Here is a 24,831-nt window from a genome sequence, read left to right as displayed (position 1 = left end):
CGCGAGGCGCTACCTCGACGCCGGGCGGCATACTTGGCATTTCGCATGCGGCATGACGCATGCGGCATGCAAAAGGCAATACACAAAACTCGCTACCGCATCACTGCCGCCGGCTCGACGTCCCAATAAGGCGGCTCCCCGAACCTTCCCGCAAGAAACTCGATGAACGCCAGCGTCTTCGGCGGAACGAACGCGCGACTCGGATACACCGCCCAGATCGCGACCGTCTGCGCGATCGGATAATCATCGAGCACGGTGACGAGTTCTCCGCTCGCCAGCAACGGCGCCACGCTCCACGTCGACTTCAGCCCGATGCCGATGCCCGCCGCGAGCGCATCGCGAATCACTTCGCCGTTGTCCGTGACGAGCCGGCCGGACACGCGCACATCGATCACGCCCGTCGGCGTCACGAAACTCCAGTCGCGCTGATCCGCGAGAATCACGCATTCGTGCTGTGCCAGATCGGCGGGATGGCGCGGCGTGCCGTGTTTCTCCAGATAAGCGGGCGACGCGCATAGCACGCGGCGATTGCTGGCGAGCTTGCGCGCGACGAGCGTCGAGTCCTTCAACGCGCCGATGCGTATCGCGAGGTCGATGCCTTCATCCACAAGATCGACGATCTGATCCGTCATGCGCAAGTCCATCGTCACGCTTGGATACTGCGCGAGGAATGCCGGAATCAGCGGCGAGATGTGCTGACGGCCAAGCGATGAGGGCATCGTCACGCGCAGCCTCCCGTGCGGTTCCGCGAGCGCCCGGCCGACCGACGCGCGCGCCGCATCCGCCGCGTCGAGCAACTGGCGCGCATGCGCCGCGAAAATCTCGCCTTCCTGCGTGACGCTCACGCGCCGCGTCGTCCGATGCAGCAGCCGCGCGCCCAGCATTCGTTCCAGGCCCGCGATGCGCGCGCTCGCCACGGCCGGCGACAAGCCGAACTCCCGCGCGGCCGAGGACAGGTTCGAGAGCGCCGCCGCCCGCACGAAAAGGCTCACGTCGAGCAAATCGAGCCGGTCTCGCGCGTGTCCTTCAACCCAAGCGTCGCTCGCCATTTGATGGATTCCACGAAAAATGTTTCATGCATTATCGCGGTTTTCCGATAGCGTGGCGCACGCTACGATGCAGTCACCGTTTGCATTAAGAATCCAAAGTCACCTCAACAAGGACACATCATGAAAGCCATCGGTCTGACACGTTACTTGCCCATTTCGAATCCCGAATCGCTCATCGACATCGAACTCGACAAGCCCACGCCGACCGGCCGTGATCTGCTCGTCAGAATCGAGGCCATCGCGGTGAATCCTGTCGACACGAAAGTGCGCGCGCCGAAGGACAAGGTCGAAGAAACGCCGCGCGTGCTCGGCTGGGACGCGGCCGGCGTCGTGGAAGCCGTCGGTCCGGACGTCTCGCTCTTCAAAGTGGGCGATGCCGTGTACTACGCCGGCGACATCACGCGGCAAGGCGCGAACAGCGAATTCCATCTGATCGACGAGCGCATCGTCGGCGCAAAGCCGAAGTCGCTCGACTTCACGCACGCGGCCGCGCTCCCGCTCACCACGCTCACGGCATGGGAAGCATTGTTCGACCGGCTGAAGGTGTCCGCCGAAGGCAAGGACGCGGGCAAGACCGTGCTCATCATCGGCGGCGCGGGCGGCGTCGGTTCGATCGGCATTCAGCTCGCCAAGCAAGTGGCGAAGCTGCACGTCATCGCGACGGCGTCGCGGCCCGAGTCGGCGAAATGGGCGACGGAGCTGGGCGCGGATCGCATCGTCAATCACTTCGAGGACATTCCGGCGCAACTGAAGGACGCCGGCATTCTTCAAGTCGACTATGTGCTCATCTTCAACGACACCGACAAGCATTTCCCGGCCGCGGCCGAAGTCGTGAAGCCGCAGGGCAGCATCTGCACGATCGTCGAGAACGCGGCGCCGCTTCCCGTCGAACTGCTGAAGGCGAAGAGCGCGGCGTTCCACTGGGAGTTCATGTTCACGCGCGCGATGTTCCAGACGCCCGACATGATCGAGCAGCACAAGCTGTTGTCCGAAGTGGCGCGGCTGATCGACGCAGGCACCATCCGCACGACGCTCGGCAAGAACCTCGGAAAGATCAACGCCGCGAATCTGCGAGAAGCGCATCGCCTTCTGGAAGAAGGGCGCGCGATCGGCAAGCTGGTGATGACCAGTTTCTGAAACGCTTCGGCGCAATTTTTCCGGCATGCGCGGGCTCGGGTTTTCCCCGACGAAGCCCGCGCATCCTCGGCGCTAGACTGACTCCGCCTTAAGCCGATCCGGCGCCCGCCGCGCCGGATTGCTCTCGCGCTTATTCAGGAGATGCCGGATGAATCGACTCTCGAACGCAGTGCGCGGCGCGTGTGCAGCCGTGGTCGCTTGCGGGCTGCTTGCGACGGCGCACGCCACGCCCGGCATCCGCGTGTTGTCCGAAGCGCCCAACGACGGGCCGATCAAATACACGGTCAAGATGACGTCGAAAACCTTCGGCAACGAGCAGGAGACGCGCACCATCCGCTCCGGCGAGAGCGACGACTTCACCTGGCAGGCGTCCGCGCCCAAGGGCGCGCAGGCGGTGCCGGACGGGTGCCCTCAGCTTTCGTCGATCCCGCGTGGCGCAGACGGCGCAGCCGTGCGTCAGGTGCAGATTCGCTTTGCGCCCGTCGTCGCGGACAACGGCTCGGCCAACGTGCAGTTGAGCTTTCGCGCGTACGCGCCGAAGGGCACAAGCAAGGTCACGGTCGCAGGCAAGGCGTTGCAGTGTCCCGTCGATTCCCGCGTCAGCCAGATCGTGCGTTTCAGCATGCCGACGTCGACCGGCTCGAAGAAGACCGTCACGCTCGACGACGGCACTCAGTTGACCATCACCGCGAGCCGGAAGTAAGCCGCTCGCGCCGCGTATCTACGCGGCACGCCGTCACGCAACTAACGGTCTTTGTCACCCACCGGCGCGAATGACAGGCGGTGCCCATCGTTGGCATCCTTCCTGCTACCAGAACCGATGCGCATGGCGTCGCGCCCGATCGCGCCGCCGACATGCCAACCGCCAACGCATCGACCGTTCCGTCAGCGAGGTAATCGCGATGCCGCACATGATCTGGAAAGGCGCGATCAGCTTCGGGCTGGTCCACGTGCCTGTGCAACTCTATCCGGCCACACAGTCGGAGAAGGTCGGCTTCAATCTGCTCGATAAACGGTCGATGGATCCTATCGGCTACAAGCAGATCAACAAGAACACCGGCAAGGACGTCACGCGCGACAACATCGTGCGAGGCTTCGAGTACGAGAAGGGCAAGTACGTCGTGATGACCGACGCCGAAATCCGCGCGGCCAATCCCGAATCGACGCAGACAGTCGATATCCTCTCGTTCGTCGATGCCCCCGAGATCTCGTTCCTTTCGCTCGACACGCCGTATTACCTCACGCCCGACCGCAAGGGCGAAAAGGTCTATGCGCTCCTGCGCGACGCGTTGAAGGATACCGGCAAGGTCGGCATCGCGAGCGTCGTGCTGCATAACAAGCAGCATCTTGCCGCGCTGATCCCGGTCGGCCCCGCGCTTGCGCTCAACACGCTGCGCTGGGGCGACGAAGTGCGCGACTTCAGCCAGTTCACGTTTCCGGACGAAGACACCAAGAAGGCCGGCGTCACGACGAAGGAACTGGACATGGCCAAGCGTCTTATCGACGACATGAGCGACTCGTGGGACCCGACCAAGTATCACGACACCTTCCGCGACGACATCATGGCGCTCGTCGAGAAGAAGGTGAAGGAAGGCAAGGTCGCCGAAGTGATGAAGTTCGAGGAAGGCGGCGAGGCGAAGGCGAGCGCAGACATTCTCGACTTGTCCGAACTGCTCAAGCGTAGCCTGAAGAAAGGCGGCGCAACGAAGCGCGGCGGCGGCTCAAGCAATGCCGACGACGGCGGCGACGACGCGGGCAAGGACGCCAGCGAGGAACCCGCGCGCCCGGCGCGCAAGACGGCGCGTCGCAAGCGCGCTTAGCGCGAGATAAGCGCCATCGGACGACACAAGGACTTCACGACGATGACGGGCAAGCTCGAAACCTATCAGCGGATGCGGCGTTTCAACGAAACGCCCGAGCCTTCGGGCGAAAAGACCGCCGCGCGCAAGACGGCGCGCCGCAAGAAGGCGCCCGCGCAGGCGCTTTCTTTCGTGATTCAGGAACACGACGCGCGGCGGCTGCACTACGACTTCCGGCTCGAACTCGACGGCACGCTGAAATCGTGGGCGGTGCCCAAAGGACCGAGCCTCGATCCGTCGGTGAAGCGGCTGGCGGTGCATGTCGAAGATCACCCGATCGACTACGGCTCGTTCGAAGGCGCCATTCCCGAGGGCAACTACGGCGCGGGCAGCGTCATCGTATGGGATCGCGGAACGTGGGCGCCGCAGACCGGCACGGCCGAAGACGCCGCTCGCGAGTACGAGAAGGGCAAGCTCAAGTTCACGCTCGACGGCGAGAAGCTGCACGGCGGCTGGACGCTCGTGCGCAGTCACATGCGCGGCAGCGGCGACAAGGAACAGTGGTTCCTCATCAAGGAACGCGACGAGGAAGCGCGGCCCGAATCCGAATACAACGTACTCCTGAGGAAACCCGGCAGCGTGCTGTCCGACTCGCTCGGCGCGCGGCTCGAAAACGGCGAACTGCGCGATCGCAACGAGCGCAAGGCGAAACCGGCGGCGCGAAGAACGGTGCCGCGCCCGCCGAGCGACGCATCGAACGGTCACGCGCATCCGGATATCGTCGCGACGCGCAACAGCGAATCGCTGCGGGCGCTGTCGCACGATCCGGCCATAGAAGGCGCCGAAAAGGCCAAGCTCCCCGCGCTCCTGAAGCCGCAACTCGCCACCCTGGTCGATGCCGCGCCGCCCAGCGACGAGTGGTCCTATGAGATCAAGTTCGACGGCTATCGCGTGCTCGCGCGCATCGAGCGGACCAAGGGCAAGAGCGATATCCGCATCTTCACGCGCAACGGCAACGACTGGACGGCCAAGTTTCCGAAGCAGGTGAAGGCGCTGGAGAAGCTCGATATCGACAGCGGCTGGCTCGACGGCGAAGCGGTCGTGCTCGACGACCGCGGCTTGCCGGACTTTCAGGCGCTGCAGAACGCGTTCGATGTCGGGCGGCCGCAGGGCATCGTCGTGTACTTCTTCGACCTCGCGTTTCTGAACGGCTACGACCTGCGCAACGTGCCGCTCGTGCAGCGCCGTGCGCTATTGAAAGCGATCGTCGAACCGGTCGACGACCCCGCCTTGCGCTATTCCGAAGACTTCGCCTTCAGCGCCGACGACCTGCTCAAGAGCGCGTGCGACATGGCGCTCGAAGGGATCATCGGCAAGCGGATCGACTCGACGTATGTCTCCGGGCGCAGCAACTCGTGGATCAAGCTCAAGTGCCGGCGTCGGCAGGAGTTCGTCGTCGCGGGTTACTCGGAGCCGTCCGGCAGCCGCGGAGCGTTCGGCGCGCTTCTGCTCGGCGTGTACGACGCGAAGGGCAAGCTGCAATACGCGGGGCGCGTGGGCACCGGCTTCGATCACGCAACGCTCGTCGCAATCAAGAAGGAGCTCGACAAGCGCGAGACGGATCGCATGCCGTTCGAGAAAGAGCCGCAGGAACGCAGCCGCACGCCGGTGCATTGGGTGAAGCCCGAACTCGTGGCCGAGTGCAATTTCGCGGAATGGACCAAGGAGCGCATCGTGCGACAAGCATCGTTCGTCAGTCTGCGCGACGATAAACCCGCGCGGCAGATCGTGAAGGAAGAGCCGGCATCGGCCGAAAAGGTCGATGCCGAGGAAGAGAAGACAGTGACGCCCAAAGCGCGAAAGACGGCGGCGAAGACCGCGGAAAAGACAGCGGCCAAAACAGCCGCCAAAACGGCCGCCACAACGGCCGCCACAACGGCCTCGAAGTCCCGCGCGAGCGCGACCGAAATCGAAGGCGTGAAGATCAGCCATCCGGACCGCGTCATCGACAAGTCGACGGGCCTGAGAAAGATCGATGTGGTCGAATACTACGCGTCGATTGCCGAATGGATGCTGCCGCACTTGCAGGATCGGCCGGTTTCGCTCGTGCGCGCGCCCGACGATATCGGCGGCGAACTGTTCTTTCAGAAGCACAGCGCGCGGCTCGCGATTCCGCATATCACGCAGCATCCGGACGTCGATCCCGGGCATCCGCCGCTTCTCACGGTCGAATCGGCGCAGGCGCTCGTCGGCACCGCGCAGATGGGCACGATCGAACTGCATACGTGGAACTCGGTGGCGTCGAACATCGAGAAGCCGGATCGCATGGTGTTCGATCTCGATCCGGGCGAGGGCGTCGGCTGGGATCGCATGGTGGAAGCGGCGAAGCTAACGCGCGACTTGCTGGAAGAGCTCGGGCTAACGTCTTTCTGCAAGACGAGCGGCGGCAAGGGGCTGCATGTGGTCGTGCCGCTCGCCAAGCAGGCAGGCTGGGACGAGATGAAGGGCTTCTCGCAGGCCGTCGCGCAGTTCATGGCCAAGACGCTGCCGAAATTTTTCTCGGCGAAAATGGGCATGCAGAATCGGCAGGATAAAATTTTCGTCGATTATCTGCGCAACAATCGCGGGTCCAGCACGGTCTGCGCGTTCTCGCTGCGGGCGCGGCCGGGCATGGGCGCGTCGATGCCGATCAGTTGGGACGAACTCGACGACACCACGCGCGGCGACCAGTGGAACATCGGCAATGCGCGCGAGCGGATGGACGCGCTCACCGCCGATCCCTGGGAAGGCTATGCCAAGGCGCGCCAGCGGCTCACGGCGCAGATGAAAAAGCGCCTGGGCATCGACGGCTCGCGCGGGTGATTCACAAAACCGGAGCGCATCATGAACCAGGCGAAGGACGAACCCAAAAGCACGCCCGAAGCGCCTCGGGACGACGAGGCCAACGCAGCGAGCGACGACCGCGCGAAGCCGCCGCTGCCTCACGAGACGGATCAGAGCGTGCTGTCGCAAGATGAGGAAACTCCGCGCGATGTCGGCAAGCAGGCGCATGAGGACGTCGAACGCGGCCTCGTCGATACGGACCGCAGAAGCAGCGAACCGTGAAGCGGAAAATGGGCTGACGCGCGGCCGATGCGCCGATGTCCATGACAATGGAGGGGCGCGTTGCGTAGAATGGTCGTCTGTCTCGAAAAAAACAGGTGACAGCCCCTTTTTACCGGCCGCCACGCGCAACGCCTCCCGGTCCGGTAAGACCTTCCAGTCAGCTTGCCTTTTGCCGCATATCCGGCGCAACAAGCCACACAACCGAACATGCGACACGACCTTCTGTCCCGCCTGAAGCAAGAAACCGCTGCGTGTCATTCCCGTCTGGAGCATACGCTCGACCTGATGCGGGACGGCTTGCAGCGCGACGAATACATCGCGCTGCTCGAACGTTTCTATGGCTACGTTGCGCCGTGGGAAGACGCGGTCGGCGCATGCCTGCCTGCGTCGCTGCACGCGTTCTTCGATGAGCGCCGCAAGACGTCGCTGCTTGCCGCCGATCTCGTCGCGCTCAGTGGCGATCCCGCAGCCGCCGAGTCCATCATGATCGCGAACGCGCGGAGCTTGCCGCCGATCGACGATCTCGGCAGCGCATTCGGCTCGCTCTATGTGATGGAAGGCTCGACGCTCGGCGGGCGCTTCATCGCGCCGCACGTGGCCGAGCAACTGGGCCTCGCGCCGGGCGTCGGCAACGCCTACTTCGACGGCTACGGCGCGCGCACGGGCAGCATGTGGAACGCGTTCCGCGAAACCGCCGTCTCGGTCGTCCCGGAAACGGGATACGACGCCGCAGTGAGCGCCGCCATAGGAACGTTCGATAGTCTGCAGGCGTGGCTGTGCGTGGATGCGCCCGACGCGCGAGCGATTTTGGGAGCCGCCGCATGAGCAACCCAGCGAATCCTTTGAGCGCAAGCCACGTCGCCGGTCCGCCAGACGCAGAAGCGCGCCGCCGCACGCTCGATTCGGGCGTGGTGAGCAAGGACTGCGACGCCGAGCCGATTCACATTCCCGGCGGCATTCAACCGCACGGTTATCTGGTCGTGCTGGCCGAAGAAGCCGGCGATCAGGCCGGCCCGCGCATCACGCAAGCGAGCGAGAATATCGCGGCGCTGACCGGCGAAAGCGTCGAGGCGCTGCTCGGCAAGCCGCTCGACGCGCTCGTCGGCGAAGACGCCGCGCGGCGCGTCATGCGCGCCGCATCCACGATGCAGGTGGAGGACTCGCCGCTCTACGTCGGCGCCACGGACAAGCCCGCGCGGCTCGATGTCACGGTTCATCGGCACGACGGCGTGCTGATCGTCGAAATGGAAGCGACCGCCGAGCCCGGCGAAGCGGCGTTCTCGTCGATGTATCCGCTCGTGCGCACGTTCGCCCGCGATCTGCAGGACGCCACCACGGTCGAGGAACTCGCGGCGCTGGCCGTGCGCGAGGTCCGCGCGATTTGCGGTTTCGGCCGTGTGATGCTCTACAGCTTCGACGCGGAAGGCCGGAGCCACGTGCTCGCCGAAGACCGCGACCCGCGCTATCCGTCGTTCCTGCATCAGTTCTTCCCGGCATCCGACATTCCGGTTCAGGCGCGCGCCTTGTACCTGCGCAACCGCATCCGCCTCGTGTCGGACGTGAACTACGTGCCCGCGCGCCTCGTCCCGGCAGTCAACCCGGTCACCGGCCGCCCGGTTGATCTCACCTTCGCCACGCTGCGCAGCTTCTCGCCGGTGCATCTGGAGTACATGCGCAACATGGGCACGAACGCGTCGATGTCCGTGTCGATCGTCGTGCGCGGGCAGCTCTGGGGCCTCATCTCGTGCCACGATCAGGACGCGCGCCGCGTGCCGTTCAGCACGCGCGTGGCGGTCGAGCATCTCGGGCACATGCTGTCGCTGCAAATCGAGGCGAAGGAGGAGCGCGAGCAGGGCGAATATCTCGCCGAATTGCGCCGCACGATGGCCCGTCTCATCGCCGCGATGAGCGAGCACGAGAGTTTCGTCGCCGGGCTGCAAGACGTACCGCGCGATTTGCTCGGCTTCACGCGGTCCGAAGGCGCGGCCATCGTGATGAACGACCAGATCACGCTGATGGGCAAGACGCCCGACGAAGAGACGGTGCGCGCGCTCGCGCTCTGGCTCGCGGAGAACACGTCCGGCGTCTGGTCGACGGATTCGCTCGCGCGCCAGTGGCCGCCGGGGCAGGCGCATCAGGACACGGCGTGCGGCGTGCTCGCCGTGCCGGTGTCGCAGATTTTCCGGAACTATCTGCTGTGGTTCCGGCCGGAGGTCATGCAAACCATCAAATGGGCCGGCGAGCCCGTGAAGATTCGCGGCGAGGACGGCGCGAGCGCGCCCCGCACGAGCTTCAGTCCCTGGCTCGAAACGGTGCGCGGACATTCGGTGTCGTGGCGCCAGGCCGAGCTCGAAGTCGCGAGCGAATTGCGCGGCGCGCTGCTCAACATCGTGCTGCGTCGCGCGGAAGAGCGCGCCGAGATGGCGACGGAACTCGCCCGCGCGAACAAGGAACTCGAAGCCTTCTCCTATTCCGTGTCGCACGACCTGCGCGCGCCGCTGCGCCATATCGCCGGGTACGGAGACCTGCTGCGCGAGCTGGAAGCCGAGCGCATGTCCGACAAGAGCCGCCGCTTCCTCAACAACATGCTGGAATCGGCGCGCTTCGCGGGCACGCTCGTCGACGATCTTCTGACGTTCTCGCAGATGGGCCGCGCCGCGCTGCGCCCCGCGCCGGTCGACCTCGGGCAACTGGTGCGACTCGTCGTGCGCGAGTTCGACTCGGAAACCGTCGGACGGCACATCGAATGGGTGATCGGCGAGCTGCCGCGCGTCACCGGCGACGCCGCTTTCCTGCAACTTGCCGTGCGCAATCTGATCTCGAACGCGGTGAAATATACGCGGACGCGGGAATCGGCGAAAATCGAGATATTCGCGACTCGCAGTGGCGACGAGCACATCATCGGTGTGCGTGACAACGGCGTCGGGTTCGACATGAAGTACGAAGGCAAGCTCTTCGGCGTGTTCCAGCGGCTGCATCGCGCGGAGGAGTTCGAAGGCACGGGAATCGGCCTCGCGAACGTGCGGCGTATCGTCGAGCGGCATGAGGGGCGCACGTGGGCCGAAGGGCGGCTGGGCGAGGGCGCGGTATTCTATTTCTCGTTGCCGGTCGAGTTTCACAGCGTGACGGGCCGGGAGGCCGGCAAGCCGAAGGCCGCATCCGCAACGTCAGTGACAAAATCAAGACCAGACCATGCTTAAACCGATACTGCTCGTCGAAGACAATCCGAACGACCTCGAGCTCACCCTCGTCGCGCTGGACAAAAGCCAGCTCGCCAACGAAGTGATCGTTGCGCGCGACGGTCAGGAAGCCATCGACTATCTCACGTGCGAGGGCCAGTGGAAGGAACGCGCGCCGGGCAATCCTGCCGTCATCCTGCTCGATCTGAAGCTGCCGAAAATCGACGGCCTCGAAGTGCTGGACATGGTGCGGTCGAACGCGGGGCTCAAGAGCATTCCGGTCGTCATGCTGACGTCCTCCCGCGAGGAGCAGGACCTCGTTCGCAGCTACGAGCTCGGCGTGAACGCCTATGTGGTGAAGCCGGTGGAATTCGCGGAATTCGTCGAGGCCATCAGCGATCTCGGCGTCTTCTGGGCCGTGCTCAACGAGCCGCCGCCCGGCTCCACGCGTTTTCGTCGTCCGTCGGCGGGGCAGTGAAGGTTGTGCCCATGTTCGCCGTCGTGACTTTCTCAGCGCCCGCGCGCCCGCTTTCGAGCGAGGCCGCCTAGACCATGCAGCCCCTGCATCTGCTTCTCGTCGAAGACAACGCACTCGATGCGGAACTGACGATCGCCCAGCTCGAACGCGCCGACTACATCGTGGACGCGACCATCGTCTACGATTCCGCGAGCTTCAACGCCGCGCTCGACAGCCAGCGCTTCGACGTGATTCTCGCCGACTTCGTGATGCCGACGTTCTCGGGCATCGAGGCGCTGTCCATTGCGAGCGAGCGCACGCCGGACACGCCGTTCATCTTCGTGTCGGGTCTGCTCGGCGAAGAACACGCCGTCGACATGCTCAAGCGCGGCGCGACCGATTACGTGCTGAAACAGCGTCTGCAACGCCTGCCTGCGGTGGTGCGCCGCGCGATGCGCGAAAGCGCGGAACGCGAGCAACGCATCGCGGTGGAGCGGGCGCTGCGCGAGACCGAAACGCATTTTCGCCTGCTGATCGACGCGCTGAAGGATTACGCCGTCATCACGCTCGATCCCGATGGGCGCATCCGCACGTGGAACGCGGCCTCCGAGCGCATTCTGGGCTTTCCGGCGCAGGACGTGCTCGGGCAGAGCGCGAGCATCTTCTATAGCCAGGAAGACCGCGAAGCCGGCGTGTACGACAACGAACTGGAAACGGCGCGGCGCGAAGGCAGCGCGAGCGACGATCGCTGGCTGTGGCGCAAGGACGGGCACTCGTTCTTCGCATCCGGCGTGACGACCGCGATCCGCACCGAGCATGACGAGTTGATCGGTTTCTCGAAGATCGTGCGCGACGCGACCGATGCCCACATGGCCGCCGACGCGCTGCGGCTCGCGAAGGATCAGGCCGAATCCGCGAACCGCGCGAAGGACCATTTCCTGGCGGTGCTCTCGCATGAACTGCGCACGCCGCTCACGCCGATTCTCGCGGCTGTACGGCTGCTCGAAATCAAGCATCCGCTGCCGCCCGACGCACATCCGACGCTCGATCTCATTCGCCGCAACGTCGAATTGGAAGCGCGGCTGATCGACGATCTGCTCGATCTCACGAGCATCGCGCGCGGCAAGCTGAGCCTGAACTTCGCGAACGTCGCGCTCGATACGCTGCTCACGAGCGCGGTCGACATGTCGGAGGCCGACTTGCGCGCGAAGCAGCTCACGCTCGAAACGCGGTTCGAGGCGGAGCGTTTCGTCGTGCTCGGCGATGCGGCGCGGCTTCAGCAGATCATCTGGAATCTGATGAAGAACGCGGTCAAGTTCACGCCGGCGGGCGGGCGTATCGAAGTGCGCACGTGGAACCCGGACGACCGGACCATTGCGGTGTCGGTGACCGACAGCGGCATCGGCATCAGCGCGGAGGCGTTGCCGCGCATCTTCTCGGCGTTCGAACAGGCCGACGATTCCATCACGCGCTCGTTCGGCGGATTGGGCCTCGGTCTTGCCATCGCGAGCACGCTCGCGCAGAAGCACGGCGGCACGCTCTCGGCGCATAGCGACGGCCGCGACATGGGCGCGCGTTTCACGCTGACGCTGCCGCTCGCGCGCGTGCAGCCCACGCACGAAGCCGCGCCGCTGCCCGAAGCCGCGCGCCACGAGAAGGGCCGGGCGTTGCGCGTGCTGCTCGTCGAAGACAACGAGCAGACGTCGTCGGCCATGGCGGAAGTGCTGGAGATGCTCGGCCACGATGTCGCGGTCGCCACGACCGTCGCGGCGGCGTTGGAACGGGCGAGGAGCGCGCCGTTCGATCTGCTCGTGAGCGATATCGGCTTGCCGGATGGCAGCGGACTCGATATCGCCCGCGCATGGCGCGAGCTTCAGCCGGACAAGCCTTCTGTCGCCATCACGGGATACGGCATGGACGAGGACATCCGGCGCTGCCGCGAGGCAGGCTTTCGCGATCATCTGACGAAGCCCGTCAACTTCTCGCGGCTCGAAGCGCTGATTCGCTCGCTCGCGGAGCAGCTTTCGCAGTAGCGCCTTCGGTGCGCGCGCGTCTGCAAAAATTTGCGCCGGCTGCACGGAACGATGTCGATTGGCGGCATGCTTGCACGTCGTAGGACAGAGAGCGGGTGAGCCCGCTCGTCCACCACGTTCAATCACGGAGCCACCATGTCGCACAGTCCCGTCAAAGCCATTCCCGAAGGCATGCACTCGCTCACGCCGCACCTCGTCTGCGCGGGCGCGGCCGAAGCCATCGAGTTCTATAAGCGCGCGTTCGGCGCCGTCGAGATGGGACGCCTGCCCGGCGACGACGGCAAGCTCATGCACGCGATGGTCAAGATCGGCGATTCCATGCTGATGCTCGTCGACGAGCACCCGGACTTCGGCATGCTCGGCGCGAAGTCGCTAAAAGGCTCGCCCGTCACCATTCATCTGTACGTGGAAGATGTCGACGCCACGGTGAAGCAGGCCGAAGCCGCCGGCGCGCGCGTCACGATGCCCGTCGCCGACATGTTCTGGGGCGACCGCTACGGGCGTCTGGAAGACCCGTTCGGGCATCAGTGGTCGGTCGCCACGCATAAGCGCGATGTGAGTCCCGCCGAAATGCAGCAGGGCAAGTGCGCGCCCCGCGAATGACGTCAGGCGGTATCCGAATCCCAAGGAGAAAGCTCATGCAGAAGATTTCGCCCTGCCTGTGGTTCGAGGCCGACAATGCGCAGGAGGCCGTCGACTTCTACCTCACCGTGTTCAACAACGCGCGCATCGTCGAAACCATGCGCCACACCGAAGCCAGCCCCGGCCCCGCGGGCAGCGTCCTTGCCGTGCTGTTCGAACTCGACGGCGAGGAGTTCATGGCGATCAACGGCGGCTCGCAGTTCAAGTTCACGCCCGCCATTTCGCTTTTCGTGAACTGCGAGAGCCAGGACGAGATCGACCGGTACTGGGACAAGCTGCTCGATGGCGGCCAGGCGCTGGCGTGCGGCTGGGTGACGGACCGCTTCGGCGTGACGTGGCAGATTGCGCCGTCGCGCCTGCGCTCCATGCTTCAGGACCCCGACCCGGCCAAAGCCAACCGCACCATGCAGGCGATGATGGGCATGATCAAGCTGGACATCGCGGCGCTGGAGCGCGCTTACCACGGCGCGTGATCACGCGCGGCGCTTCTTCGCCTTGCGCTCGACGAGCTTCGACGCATTGAAGCGGTGGTCCGGCGAGAAGAGCCGCCGGTACGTCATCACGACCGCGCCGACGACGCCCAGCCCCGACGCCGCCGCGATCAGGAACATGATGACGATCTGATAGCGCACCGCCTGCAAAGGCGACTGCCCCGCCAGCACTTGCCCGGTCATCATGCCGGGCAGGCTCACGAGACCGACCACGGCCATCTGGTTGAGCGTCGGAATCATGCCCGCGCGCACTGCCTGGCGCGCGGGACCTTTGGCCGCTTCCCAGCGCGTCGCGCCGAGCGCGAGCGACATCTCGACCGCGCCGCGTCCGGCGGTCAGTTCTTCCGTCATGCGTTCGATGCCGAGCGACACGCCCGTCAGCGTATTGCCGAGCACCATGCCGAGAATCGGAATCGTGTATTGCGGCTCGTACCACGGATGAATGCGGATCACGACGAAAAGCCCGAACGCGCCGATGAGCCATGAACTGCCCCAGATCGACACGATGCTGTCCGCGCGCTGACCGGCATACGTGCGCCGCCCGCGATCGGACGCCGCGAGCCCCGCGATCACCGTCATCAGCACCATGAGCGGCAGCACGACATACCAGCGGCTGAACGCGAACACCCAGCCGAGCACGTAGCCGATAAAGAGCAATTGCACGACGGTGCGCACCGCCGCGATCAGGAGCCGCCGCTCCAGCCCGAGGTCGAGCGCGACAGAAAGCGCCCCGTTCACGACGATGAGCGCCGCCGCGAGCCCGATATCGACGAGGCTCAGATTCTGGTAACCGTTCACGCGGCCTCCGCAGTTTCGGTGAGCGTGCCCGCCGACATCGCAAGATGGCGCGTGGCGACGCGGCGAGCCTGCTCCGGATCATGCGATACCCAGATGCAGGCGCGCGCTTGCATTCCTTGGCCCCCGTCGAACCACGCGCCAACGAGCGCTTCGATCGCGCGCACGGACGCGGGATCGAGCGAGGCGGTCGGCTCGTCGAGCAGAAGCACATCGGGCGCGAGTTGCAGCACGCGCACGAACGCCGCGATTTGCGCTTCGCCGCCCGACAACTCGCTTGCGAGCTTGTCGAGGAAGTCGGCGCTGCGTCCTGCTTCGCGCGCGAGGCGCGCGGCGGCGTCGCGATCGAATTGCGCATCGCGATAGGTCTTCAGCGTGTACGGATAGCGCAAGTTGTCCTCTACCGTGCCGTCGAGCATGGCGGGCCGCTGCGCGATATAGGCCACGCGCCGCCGATACGCCGGAATGCCCGCGCGTTCGATGCGCTCGCCGCGCCACGTGACGACGCCCGCATCGAAGGGATCGAGCAGTGCGAGCGTGCGCAGGAACACGCTCTTTCCCGACCCCGACGGCCCGGTGATGGCGACGCGTTCGCCCGCGCGCAGCGTGAAATCGGTGGGATGCAGCAGTACGGTGCCGCGCAGCGCATCGTGGCGCGCGACGCCTTTTGCCGCCACGAGCGGTCTCTCGTTGGTCATCTGCGAATTCGTGGGGAATGTGTTGTGGCCGTCATCTTACGCGGGCTCGTGGACATGAACCGGGCACATCTCATGCTGGCGCGAAGTGAATCAGAAAAAACGGATGGAGAGGTCATGGCGCAAGCCCGAACCGCCGGAAAAATCGGAAAGATCGCAGCATGGTTCTTCGCCATTCTCGCGGTCCTGATCGCCGTGCTGGTGATCGTGTTCCTGACCTTCGACTGGAACCGGCTGCGGCCCTGGATCGACGACAAGGTGTCGCAGGCGATCGGCCGTCAGTTTCAAATCACGGGCGACCTGAAGGTCGGCTGGCGCCGTCCGCCGAACGAAACCGGCTGGAAGCGGTGGGTCCCGTGGCCCCGCTTTTCCGCCGAGAAAATCACCATCGCGAACCCGGACTGGGCGCGCCAGCAGCACTTCGCGACGCTCGATGAAATCGACTTCCAGGTCGCCGTGCTGCCGCTGCTCGCGCATGACATCGTGATTCCGAACATCAATCTCGTGAATCCGGCGATCGACATCGAACGGCTGAAGGACAATCGCAACAACTGGACGTTTAAGTTCAAGCAGTCGAGCGAGCCTTCGACATGGAATCTGAAGCTCGGCGACATTTCGCTCGCCAAAGGCACGATCGGCGTCCATGACGAAGTGACCAAGACGCAGATGGACATTGTCGTCGATACGCTCGGCCAGGCGGTGCCCATCGGCGAAGTGATGAAGCAGCAGGAAGCGGCATCGACGAAATCGTCGGCGGAGATGGTCGGCAAGGGCGGGGCGGCCAAGCTCAGCAAGCAGGCGGATGCGGCGGCGGCATCGGAAGCGTCGGCTGCATCGGCGGCGTCGGCAGCGGCAGCGGCGAATGCATCGGCGCCGAATCCGGCGAGCACATCCGCGAACAAGAGCATCACGACCAAGGACGCGCCCAAGCCGCCGATTCCGCCGTATGCGTTCGGCTGGACCGCGAAGGGCACGTACAACAACGGCAAGGTCTCGGGCGAAGGCAAGCTCGGCGGCGTCCTCGCGGTGCAGGACGCGCAGCGCCCGTTCCCCGTTCAGGCCGATGTGCGGCTCGGCGATACGCATATTGCATTCGTCGGCACCGTGACCGATCCCGCGCATCTTGCCGCGGTCGATCTGCGGCTCTGGGTGCAGGCGGTCAGCATGGCGCATTTGTACACGTTCACCGGCGTCACGCTGCCGGAGACGCCGCCTTTCGCAACGGAAGGACGCCTGACCGGTCAGTTCAGGGAAGAAGGCAACGTCTTCCACTACGAGAACTTCACCGGGCGCGTGGGCGGCAGCGATATCAACGGTTCGCTCGTCTATGCCGCCAGGAAGCCGCGGCCGCTCCTGCAAGGCGAACTCGTATCGCACCTGCTGCAGTTCTCGGATCTTGCGCCGATCATCGGCGCGGACTCCAACGCCAGCAAGGAGAAGCGCGGCGACGCGAAGAAACAGCCGTCCGCCAAGGCGCTGCCGACCGAGGAATTCAAAACGGACCGCTGGAAGGCCATCGACGCCGACGTGAAGTTCACCGGTCAGCGCATCATCAAGGACCCGAAGCTGCCGATCACGGATCTCTACACGCATGTGGTGATGAAGGACGGCGTGCTCTCGCTCGAGCCGCTCAAGTTCGGCGTCGCAGGCGGCACGTTTGCATCCAATATTCATCTCGATGGCAGCGACGCGCCGCTGAAGGGCAAGGTGTCGGCGGAGGCGCGGCATCTGAAACTGAAGCAGCTGTTTCCGACCAACAAGACGATGCAATCCGCGCTCGGCGAAGTGAACGGCGACGCCGCGCTGTCCGCGACCGGCAATTCGCCTGCGGCGCTTGCCGCGAGTTCGAACGGCGAAGTGAAGGCGCTCATCACGGAGGGCACCGTGAGCCGGCTCTACATGGAAGCGGCGGGCCTGAACGTGGCGAACGTGGTCTACGAGAAGCTCTTTGGCAACCGGGACGTGAACATCAATTGCGCGGCGGCGGACTTCGTGGTGACGAACGGCGTGCTGGATTCGCGCGTCTTCGCGCTCGATACCGACGATGCGGTGATCAACGTAGATGGCACCATCAACCTGAAGACCGAGGACATGGATCTGGGCATTCATCCGCACACCAAGGGCTTCCGGATTTTCTCGCTGCGCTCGCCGTTGTACGTGAAGGGTACGTTCAAGGAGCCCAAAGTCGGCGTGAACGTCGGGGCGCTGGCGGTGCGCGGAGGCGCGGCGGTCGGGCTCGGGCTGATCAATCCGTTTGCGGCGCTGATTCCGCTCATCGCGCCAAGCAACAACAAGCCGCTGCCGTGCGGGCAGATGCTCGCGGACATTCAGAAGCCGCCGACCGCGCCGCCCGCCGGGCAGAAGCAGAAGGCGAAGGCTGCGCCGGCGTATATGTCGTCGGGCGCAGCCGCCGCCGGCGCGGGCGCGGGTGCCGCCGACAAGAAGGCGCCGAAGAAGCCGGCGGTGCCGGGGGCCGCGAGTGCGGGGCAGTATCGGGGGAGTTGAGTCATCTGCGACGCCGTGGCCCGCGCGTCTGTTGCGTGACGATGCGGCTGCGGCGATGTTGGAGTCGGCGTTCGCCGTTGACACCACGTTGACCTTCCGTTGGATGGAGCGCGACGACGCTCGCTTCTTCGCGGACGATAAAGAAGCCCCGGGCAACACGACAACGAAGATTCACATCTGCATGTGCGCGACCCCGCCGGTCAGGCCGACGAGGCCGAAGCACGAAAACACCACGCGTACGAATAGCCCGCCGCCAGCAACGTTCAGCCGAAGCGTGACGCATTCCGACGCGCGCGTGGGTTTCGCTTCGGCGTCAACGACTTAACGCAGTTCTAGGCAGGTTATCAACAGGGTGATGCACGGTCTATGTGGATAGACGCCGCGCTGGCTCGTCATCGTCATTCGGAGGAGGGCTTGCAGCGAGATCGCGCCGATCATGCTGCCGATAGGCGTTCGGTGCGGCGCGAGCGGAACTCGCGCTTGCAGGTACGCGTGCGAAGCGACGTTCGTCCGCCCTTTGCTCTTCAACCAGCGATCCCCGGCCCGCCATTACTCCCCAGCAACTGCTCGACCGAATCCGCATCCGCGTAATCCTGCTCCGGAAGGCCGTCGAACACGTTGATCACATCGTTGCTCGCGCCCGCCTGCCGCGCCGCTTCGACTAGCGCGTCCTTGTTCGCGGGAAACTGCACCATGCGCAGCGTCTGCGCGATCTCATCGTCGATCGGCTCGTCGTTCAGGAAGTGGTTTTCTGCGGGCTTGTCGGTCATCGTCGAATCCGTTGTTATGAATGGATGAGCGTTCAGGTCAGCACTTGAATCGGCTGGCTCGCCATGCCGTGCCTCGGGGCGCGCGACTTTGGTAGCGGCACTTGACGCCAGTGCGCGTGATCGAGGTCCTGCGCGCTCACTTCCGGCGCGGGCGGCGACACCGGCCCGGCGTTGACGCGCAGCGCAGCGCGGGTCGCCGACGCGACCGCCGAATCCGTCGAACTGGTATGCAGCGGCGCGGCGTAGCACGACACCGAGACCAGCGCCATCGACAACAACGTTGAGGTCTTCATCGGGCAACCCCTCCTCACGTAAGCAGCCAAGAGCAACAAGCAAAGCCTATGCCGAATTTCCTCACGCGTGCGTTTGGCGCACCGTTAGCGTCGCGCCAGGATGCGCACGGGCGCGCCGAGCGGGCGTCGCGCGACCATAGTTCGAGTGATGCGTGAACTTGCGCACGCACGCCTCGGACGCGCATTCTTCCGAAGCGGCGAGCCACGAAATTGCACGGCCGCGCAGTTTCAGCGCGTGGTCGGGTTCAGACGGAAGTATGCGTCCAGAAGCGAGGTCTTGTACACGACGCCGAGCAGGAGCGGCGCGGACTTGCGCTCGATCACCGGCAGCCGTTCGCCCTGAAACGCGAGGAAGTGCTGTAGCGCCTCGCCGAGCGACATGTCGGGCGTTAGCACGTCGAATTGCGGCTGGAGATAATCGGCGGCGGTCTTCGTCGCCGTGTCGTGGGCGTCGAGCAGATCGGACGTGATGTCCTTCAGCGCGACGACGCCGCGAAAGCGACCGGCTTCATCGATCACATAGAGGTACTTCACCGGATACTCGAGGAACACGCGCGTCATGTCCTTCACGTTCGCCGTCAGCGGCACGACCGTATCGGCGGGCTTGACGAGCTCGCGCATCTGCGTCGCGGCGAGGCGCAGTCGCTCCTTCTCCTCGCGCGTGCGGCGCAGCGTGACTTCGTACATCGAGGTCTGCTCCGACGTCCGCGCGATGAAATACGCGACGACGCACGAGAGCATCAGCGGTAGCACGACCTGGTACGAGAGCGTCATTTCGAAGATCATCAGGATCGCCATGAGCGGCGCGTGCGTGGCGGCAGCGAGAAAGGCGCCCATGCCGACCATCGCGTAGGCGAACGGCGCGGACGTCGAATGCGGCCAGATTCCATGCACGCCGAGCCCGAAGAGACAGCCGAGCACCGCGCCCACGAAGAGCGTCGGCGTGAAGATACCGCCGACCGCGCCGGAGCCCGCGGTCGCCGCCGTCGCGATGGTCTTGAAGACGAGCACCGTGAGCAGCGCCGTCCAGGTCCACGGTTGATGCAGCAGCGAGTTCACGACCTCATAGCCGTTGCCCCAGACTTCCGGCCACCATACGGAGATGATGCCGACGATCAGTCCGCCGAGCGCGAGCCGCACCGGCAAAGGCAGCGGCAGCAGCGCGAAGCGGCGTTTCGACGCCGCGAGCAGCCGCAGAAAATGCGGCGCCAGCGCGCCGCACAGCAGGCCGAGCACCACGAAAAGCAGCACTTCGACGCCCGCGATGGTCGGGAACACCGGCATCTCGTAAGGCGGCCGATAGCCCGCGAACTCGCGCATCGTGATATTGGCGACGACCGACGACACGACGATCGGTCCGAAGCTCTCCATCGCCATCGAGCCGAGCACGATCTCGGTGACGAAGAACGCGCCGGCGATCGGCGCGTTATACGCCGACGTGATGCCCGCCGCCGCGCCGCACGCGACGAGCAGACGCAGGCGCGGCGGATCGAAGTGAACCCATCGGCCGATGAGCGACGAGGCGAGCGCTGCGAGCTGCACCATCGATCCTTCACGGCCGATGGAGCCGCCGCTCGTGATGGTGAACAGCGACGACAGGCTTCGCCAGACCGTTTGCGAGACCGGCACCGCACCGTCGCCGATGGTGACGGCTTCCATGTAATCAGCGTTGGCCTGCTTCTTCGCATGCCGCCGCGCCGCGATCAGGCAGAAGCCCGCGACGAGTCCGCCGGCGGCCGGCAGCGCGATGCGCGCGGGCCACGGCAGCATGGTCGCCAGCGCGACGAGTCCTTCGGAGTGATTGCCCAGAAGCCGCTGCGAGAGCGCGATGCCTCCGCGAAACACGGTCGTCGCAAACGCGCCCGCCACGCCGACGACCACCGCCCAGATGAGCATCGTGTGCGAGTCGGACAGCCGAAAGAGTCGTTGCGCGTGCGTGCGCAGCTTGAGCAGGAACGAGAGCACGGGTCGATTAGCTGTAAGCGTGGATAGCTTAGAAGCAAAAGGAATAAAGCGCCGCAAGGATAGCATTGCGCGAGGGCCCCGCAGACCGTGCGCGCGCAAAAAAGCCCGGCGCGCGAACGCGGGCCGGGCTCCATCGTGCGCGGGCTGGCTACCACTTCGGCGCGAACGACGGATTCGCGTTGCGCTTGCCTTCGTCGAGCTTGTCGATTTTGGCGATGTCGTCGGGATCGAGCTTGAGCTTTTGCGCGTCCCAGTTGGCTTGCTGGTGCTCCGCATTGGTCGATGCCGAGAGCACGACGATGTCGCGCGACAGCAGCCATGCGAAGGTCACCTGCGCGGGCGTGGCGCCGTGTTTCTCGGCGATCGCCTTGATGGTCGTGTCGTTGTGCGCGCGGCCTTCACCGAGCGGCATGTAGGCGGTGACCTTGACGCCGAGCCGCTGCGTCGCTTCGACGAGCGGGCGGTTGGCGAGGAACGGACTTACCTCGATCTGGTTCGTGACGATCTCGCGCCCGCCCGGCGCATTCAACGCTTCTTCGAGCAGCGGCGCGGTGAAGTTCGACACGCCGTAGTGACGGATCAGGCCGAGCTGCTGCGCTTCCTGCATCGCGGCGAGCGTTTCGGCGATGGGCACCGCGCCATCGGGCGACGGCCAGTGCACGAGCGCCAGGTCGATGGTGCCGATATCGAGCTTCGCGTGACTGTCCTTCAGGCTCGCGATCAGCTTGTCGTGCGCGAGGCGATCCCACCAGACTTTCGTCGTCACCCAGACGTCGTCGCGCGCGATGCCCGATTCGCGCACGCCCCGGCCGACGGCGGCTTCGTTGTTGTAGAACTGCGCCGTGTCGATATGGCGTTAGCCGATTTGCAGCGCGCTATTGACGGCTTGCGTGGTTTTGTCGGCATCGACGCGAAACGTGCCGAGACCGAAGGAAGGAATCGTTTCGACCATGCTGGCTCCTTTGTTGAGGTAGGTAACGCCAGGACGCAGTTCAATGCGCGCCCTGATCGAGTTCGGGGTAGTGCCGGAAAATGCCGGATTCGTTGAACGGAATGCGCCGCTCCGAATCGACATACGCCGCGATGTTCGGCCGTTTGAGCACGGCGTCATGCAGCGCCGACACGCGTGGATAGAGCCTGGCGAAGGTCTTCATCGCGCGGGGGAATGCATAATGCAATCCCTCGACGATCTGGAACATAGACAGATCGACATAGGTGACCGTGTCGCCGATCATCTGCGTGTCGCCGTGCGGGTTCTGCTTGAGCACGCGCTCGAAATAGCCGATGAACTTCGGCACGCGCTTCTCGATGAAATTCTTCGTGCGAATTTTCGCGGCGTCTTTCTGGTCTTCGTAATACAGATCGGTGGCGAGCGGATGATGCGTGTCGTGTACCTCGGCGACGAAATCCGCGATGGTCAACTGCAAACCATGCGCAACGTAGCGTAACGCTTCGTCCTTTGGCGCAAGGTTCAGCTTCGGGCCAAGATAAAGCAGGATGTTCGCCACGTGCGGCACGATGAGTTCGCCGTCTTTGAGGAACGGCGGCGCAAACGGAATATGCGGCTCCGTCTTGCTGTTCAGCAGCTTCATCATGGCGTCCAAGCCATAACCGCTCTTCTTGGATGCGCGCGCGACATCGATGTACTCCGCACCGGCATCTTCCAGCGCAAGCCGCACGAATTCACCGCGGCCCTGCAAGCCGTCCCAGTAATACAGTTCGTAAGCCATGCGTGAACTCCTCATCGATCGGCCGCAAGCGGCGAAGCGCGTCGTTGCTGCTATTGAAGCACGATGCGCGCGGCGTGAAGCGTGACCGCAGCAACACCTATACCCGCGCGTGGAGCGGCGATTGGCTGAAAAGCTGCGGTGTAGAATGGCCTTTTGCATGCGGTCTACATAACGCCGCATGCAGCACGCAAGCGATACATCGACAAGCAAGCGGAGAAGGGATGGACAAGCAAGGCTTCACCACGAGCATCGTTCACGGCGATCGCAACGCGGGCGTCGAACATGGCGGCCTGCGCCAGCCGATACATACATCGGTGCAGTACGGGTTCGAGCGCGTCGAAGACCTGATCGGTGTGTTCCAGGGCACAAAGAAGGGCGGCTATAACTACGCGCGTCAGGGCACGCCGACGACCGCGGCGCTGGAACGCAAGCTCACGATGCTGGAAGAAGGCGTCGGCTCGATCTGCTTCAGCACCGGCATGGCCGCGATCACGGCGGTGTTCCTGACGCTGTTGCGCGCCGGCGATCATCTCGTTGCGAGCCGTTACGTGTTCGGCAACACGAACAGTCTCTTCAATACGCTTCGCACGCTCGGTATTGAGGTGACGACCGTCGATGCCGGCAAGACGGAACATGTCGCCGAGGCCATCACGCCGAAGACACGCATGGTCTTCGTCGAAACCATCGCGAATCCGGGCACGCAGGTGCCGGACCTCGCGGGTATCGGCGAACTTTGCCGCGAGCGCGGGCTGGCTTATGTCGTCGATAACACGATCACGTCGCCCGCGCTTTTCAAGCCGAAGCACGTCGGCGCGAGCCTCGTCGTCAACTCGCTGACGAAGACCATCGCGGGCCATGGCGCGGCGCTCGGCGGTGCGGTCACGGACACGGGGCTCTTCGACTGGAGCCAGTATCCGAACATCGCCGACGATTACCGACGTGCCGGTCCGAAGGAGCAAGGGCTGTTGCAGATCCGCAAGAAGGGGCTGCGGGACATGGGCGCCTCGCTGTCGTCCGAGCAGGCGCATCAGATCGCGCTCGGCGCCGAGACGCTCGCGCTACGCGTCGCGAAGTGCAGCGACAACGCGCTTGCCCTTGCGCGCTTTCTGGAAGGGCACGAGGCCATCGGGCGCGTCTTCTATCCGGGGCTGCAGAGTCATCCGCAATATGGCATCGCGAAGTCTTTGTTCAAAAGCGGCTCGTGGCTGCTTTCGTTCGAGTTGCGCAATCCGGACAAGATGATCGACGTCGTCAACGCACTGCAACTGCCTGTGAAGGCTACGGGTCTGGGCGATACGCGCACGCTCATCATTCCCGTCGCGCCGACGATCTTCTTCGAAGCGGGCGCGCAGACGCGCAAGGCGATGGGCATTTCCGACGGCATGATCCGGCTGTCGGCGGGCATCGAAGAGAGCGACGATCTGATCGCGGATTTCGAGCAGGCGCTTCGGCTTGCTTGATTTTTTCGGGCGAGCGATCGATTTGTAGAGGGACTGCCTTCGGGCGGTCTTTCTGATTTCGTTAGGTAATCTAACTAAAAATGGATTGCCTGCTCGTATGGTAGCTTTTGCAATGGGCAAGCGTTGACCCGAGTTTGGAACTGGCGACGCGCAAGTGGAGCCGAAACGTCCGGGAGGCTCGGTCACTCGACAAGCAACCGAGCCGAAGCGAGCGGCTTAGCGATGGTGCTCTGCGTAGTAGCCCGCAGCCTGGTCGAGCTCGGCCTGAGCCTGCTTCAACAACTGCTTGGCCTTCTCTGCGTGACCGCCGAACTGACCGTGACCGGCCGATCGCGCGGCCTCGATGTGCCGGTATCCCTGATCGACGAGCTGGTGCGCGCCTTCGATGTCGTGATTGACTGCACCGCCAGCAGCCATCGCAGTGGTAGCGGCAAATGCGAGGGCAGCAGCAGTGATGATCGAGCGTTTCATATGTCTTTCTCAGTTACGTTGTTGAGCAGCAGACGACACGGTAAGAGACGGTCTCTTCGTGTCGTTGACGGCGAATCGCGCTGCTGTGCAGATATTCGCTGAGGCGTACAACGTTACTGAAGCACATGCTGCTGACTTCGCAGAATCTCCTTTTAGTAACCGCGGATTACGAGATAAGTCGGGTCTGCATTGGTGAAAGCAAAAGGAAGTTAGCACTCCGGCGCATTGCACGAGCTTCGTCGCTCAAAAGCAAGG

General features: G+C 64.4%; 22 protein-coding genes. 13 read left to right on the top strand and 9 right to left on the bottom strand.

Translation table 11 applies throughout. The features are described 5' to 3' along the window. Positions 1-92 precede the first annotated feature (92 nt). The gene (locus HWX53_RS09025; protein WP_175940410.1) at positions 93-1,049 is read right to left on the bottom strand and encodes a LysR family transcriptional regulator; all 957 of its coding nucleotides are present in this window, start codon (positions 1,047-1,049) and stop codon (positions 93-95) included. Between the two features lie 120 nt (positions 1,050-1,169). On the opposite strand from HWX53_RS09025, the gene HWX53_RS09020 reads away from it, so the two are divergent. From HWX53_RS09020 to HWX53_RS08970, 11 genes are all read left to right on the top strand, one after another. Further along, positions 1,170-2,186, top strand: coding sequence for a zinc-binding alcohol dehydrogenase family protein (locus HWX53_RS09020; protein ID WP_175940409.1), 1,017 nt, complete (start codon positions 1,170-1,172; stop codon positions 2,184-2,186). Positions 2,187-2,334: 148 nt separating this feature from the next. After that, positions 2,335-2,889, top strand: coding sequence for a DUF6013 family protein (locus tag HWX53_RS09015; protein WP_175940408.1), 555 nt, complete (start codon positions 2,335-2,337; stop codon positions 2,887-2,889). A gap of 199 nt (positions 2,890-3,088) precedes the next feature. Beyond that, positions 3,089-4,006, top strand: coding sequence for a Ku protein (locus HWX53_RS09010; protein ID WP_175940407.1), 918 nt, complete (start codon positions 3,089-3,091; stop codon positions 4,004-4,006). A gap of 42 nt (positions 4,007-4,048) precedes the next feature. Continuing rightward, positions 4,049-6,847, top strand: coding sequence for a DNA ligase D (ligD, locus tag HWX53_RS09005; RefSeq protein ID WP_175940406.1), 2,799 nt, complete (start codon positions 4,049-4,051; stop codon positions 6,845-6,847). A gap of 21 nt (positions 6,848-6,868) precedes the next feature. Then, entirely contained in the window at positions 6,869-7,090 is a 222-nt protein-coding gene (locus tag HWX53_RS09000; protein ID WP_244140021.1) for a hypothetical protein, read from the top strand. Positions 7,091-7,297: 207 nt separating this feature from the next. Beyond that, positions 7,298-7,915, top strand: coding sequence for a biliverdin-producing heme oxygenase (locus HWX53_RS08995; RefSeq protein WP_175940405.1), 618 nt, complete (start codon positions 7,298-7,300; stop codon positions 7,913-7,915). Continuing rightward, entirely contained in the window at positions 7,912-10,290 is a 2,379-nt protein-coding gene (locus HWX53_RS08990; protein ID WP_175940404.1) for an ATP-binding protein, read from the top strand. The genes HWX53_RS08995 and HWX53_RS08990 overlap by 4 nt, the downstream gene beginning before the upstream one ends. Then, positions 10,283-10,747: a response regulator gene (locus tag HWX53_RS08985; RefSeq protein WP_175940403.1), complete on the top strand. Its 465-nt coding sequence runs from the start codon at positions 10,283-10,285 to the stop codon at positions 10,745-10,747. The genes HWX53_RS08990 and HWX53_RS08985 overlap by 8 nt, the downstream gene beginning before the upstream one ends. A gap of 74 nt (positions 10,748-10,821) precedes the next feature. Further along, entirely contained in the window at positions 10,822-12,759 is a 1,938-nt protein-coding gene (locus tag HWX53_RS08980) for a response regulator (RefSeq protein ID WP_175940402.1), read from the top strand. A 135-nt stretch (positions 12,760-12,894) separates the two neighbouring features. Further along, positions 12,895-13,362, top strand: a complete 468-nt coding sequence (locus tag HWX53_RS08975) for a VOC family protein (protein WP_175940401.1) — start codon at positions 12,895-12,897, stop codon at positions 13,360-13,362. Positions 13,363-13,397: 35 nt separating this feature from the next. Continuing rightward, on the top strand, positions 13,398-13,874 hold the full coding sequence (locus HWX53_RS08970; RefSeq protein WP_175940400.1) for a VOC family protein: 477 nt from the start codon (positions 13,398-13,400) through the stop codon (positions 13,872-13,874). On the opposite strand, the gene fetB is transcribed toward HWX53_RS08970, so the two are convergent. Next, positions 13,875-14,690, bottom strand: coding sequence for an iron export ABC transporter permease subunit FetB (gene fetB, locus HWX53_RS08965; RefSeq protein ID WP_175940399.1), 816 nt, complete (start codon positions 14,688-14,690; stop codon positions 13,875-13,877). Then, positions 14,687-15,385 carry an ATP-binding cassette domain-containing protein gene (locus HWX53_RS08960; RefSeq protein WP_175940398.1) on the bottom strand — a complete coding sequence of 233 codons (699 nt, stop codon included), beginning with the start codon at positions 15,383-15,385 and terminating at the stop codon, positions 14,687-14,689. The genes fetB and HWX53_RS08960 overlap by 4 nt, the downstream gene beginning before the upstream one ends. Before the next feature lie 114 nt (positions 15,386-15,499). Between HWX53_RS08960 and HWX53_RS08955 the strand changes: the two genes are divergently transcribed. Further along, the gene (locus HWX53_RS08955; RefSeq protein WP_175940397.1) at positions 15,500-17,887 is read left to right on the top strand and encodes an AsmA family protein; all 2,388 of its coding nucleotides are present in this window, start codon (positions 15,500-15,502) and stop codon (positions 17,885-17,887) included. A gap of 524 nt (positions 17,888-18,411) precedes the next feature. Here HWX53_RS08955 and HWX53_RS08950 read toward each other — a convergent pair. The 5 genes from HWX53_RS08950 to HWX53_RS08930 form a co-directional block, all read right to left on the bottom strand. Continuing rightward, a complete protein-coding gene (locus HWX53_RS08950; RefSeq protein ID WP_175940396.1) occupies positions 18,412-18,657 on the bottom strand; it encodes a DUF2795 domain-containing protein in 246 nt (81 codons plus the stop codon). A gap of 32 nt (positions 18,658-18,689) precedes the next feature. After that, on the bottom strand, positions 18,690-18,950 hold the full coding sequence (locus tag HWX53_RS08945; protein ID WP_175940395.1) for a hypothetical protein: 261 nt from the start codon (positions 18,948-18,950) through the stop codon (positions 18,690-18,692). A 228-nt stretch (positions 18,951-19,178) separates the two neighbouring features. Then, complete coding sequence (locus tag HWX53_RS08940) at positions 19,179-20,915, bottom strand: ClcB-like voltage-gated chloride channel protein (protein ID WP_175940394.1); 1,737 nt, start codon at positions 20,913-20,915, stop codon at positions 19,179-19,181. Between the two features lie 148 nt (positions 20,916-21,063). Next, a complete protein-coding gene (locus tag HWX53_RS08935; RefSeq protein WP_279612487.1) occupies positions 21,064-21,765 on the bottom strand; it encodes an aldo/keto reductase in 702 nt (233 codons plus the stop codon). A 142-nt stretch (positions 21,766-21,907) separates the two neighbouring features. Further along, complete coding sequence (locus HWX53_RS08930) at positions 21,908-22,645, bottom strand: glutathione S-transferase (RefSeq protein ID WP_175940393.1); 738 nt, start codon at positions 22,643-22,645, stop codon at positions 21,908-21,910. Positions 22,646-22,866: 221 nt separating this feature from the next. Here HWX53_RS08930 and HWX53_RS08925 point away from each other — a divergent pair, with 221 nt between their 5' ends. Next, positions 22,867-24,105, top strand: a complete 1,239-nt coding sequence (locus tag HWX53_RS08925; protein WP_175940392.1) for a cystathionine gamma-synthase family protein — start codon at positions 22,867-22,869, stop codon at positions 24,103-24,105. Positions 24,106-24,321: 216 nt separating this feature from the next. Here the strand turns inward: HWX53_RS08925 and HWX53_RS08920 are convergent, their stop codons facing one another. Then, complete coding sequence (locus HWX53_RS08920) at positions 24,322-24,576, bottom strand: hypothetical protein (RefSeq protein WP_175940391.1); 255 nt, start codon at positions 24,574-24,576, stop codon at positions 24,322-24,324. Positions 24,577-24,831 lie beyond the last annotated feature (255 nt).

Source organism: Caballeronia sp. BCC1704 (genome assembly GCF_902833455.1).
In the GTDB taxonomy this organism is placed as follows: Bacteria; Pseudomonadota; Gammaproteobacteria; order Burkholderiales; family Burkholderiaceae; genus Caballeronia.
Note: the sequence above shows the minus strand (reverse complement) of the source record. Positions and strands in the feature narration are given on the sequence as shown.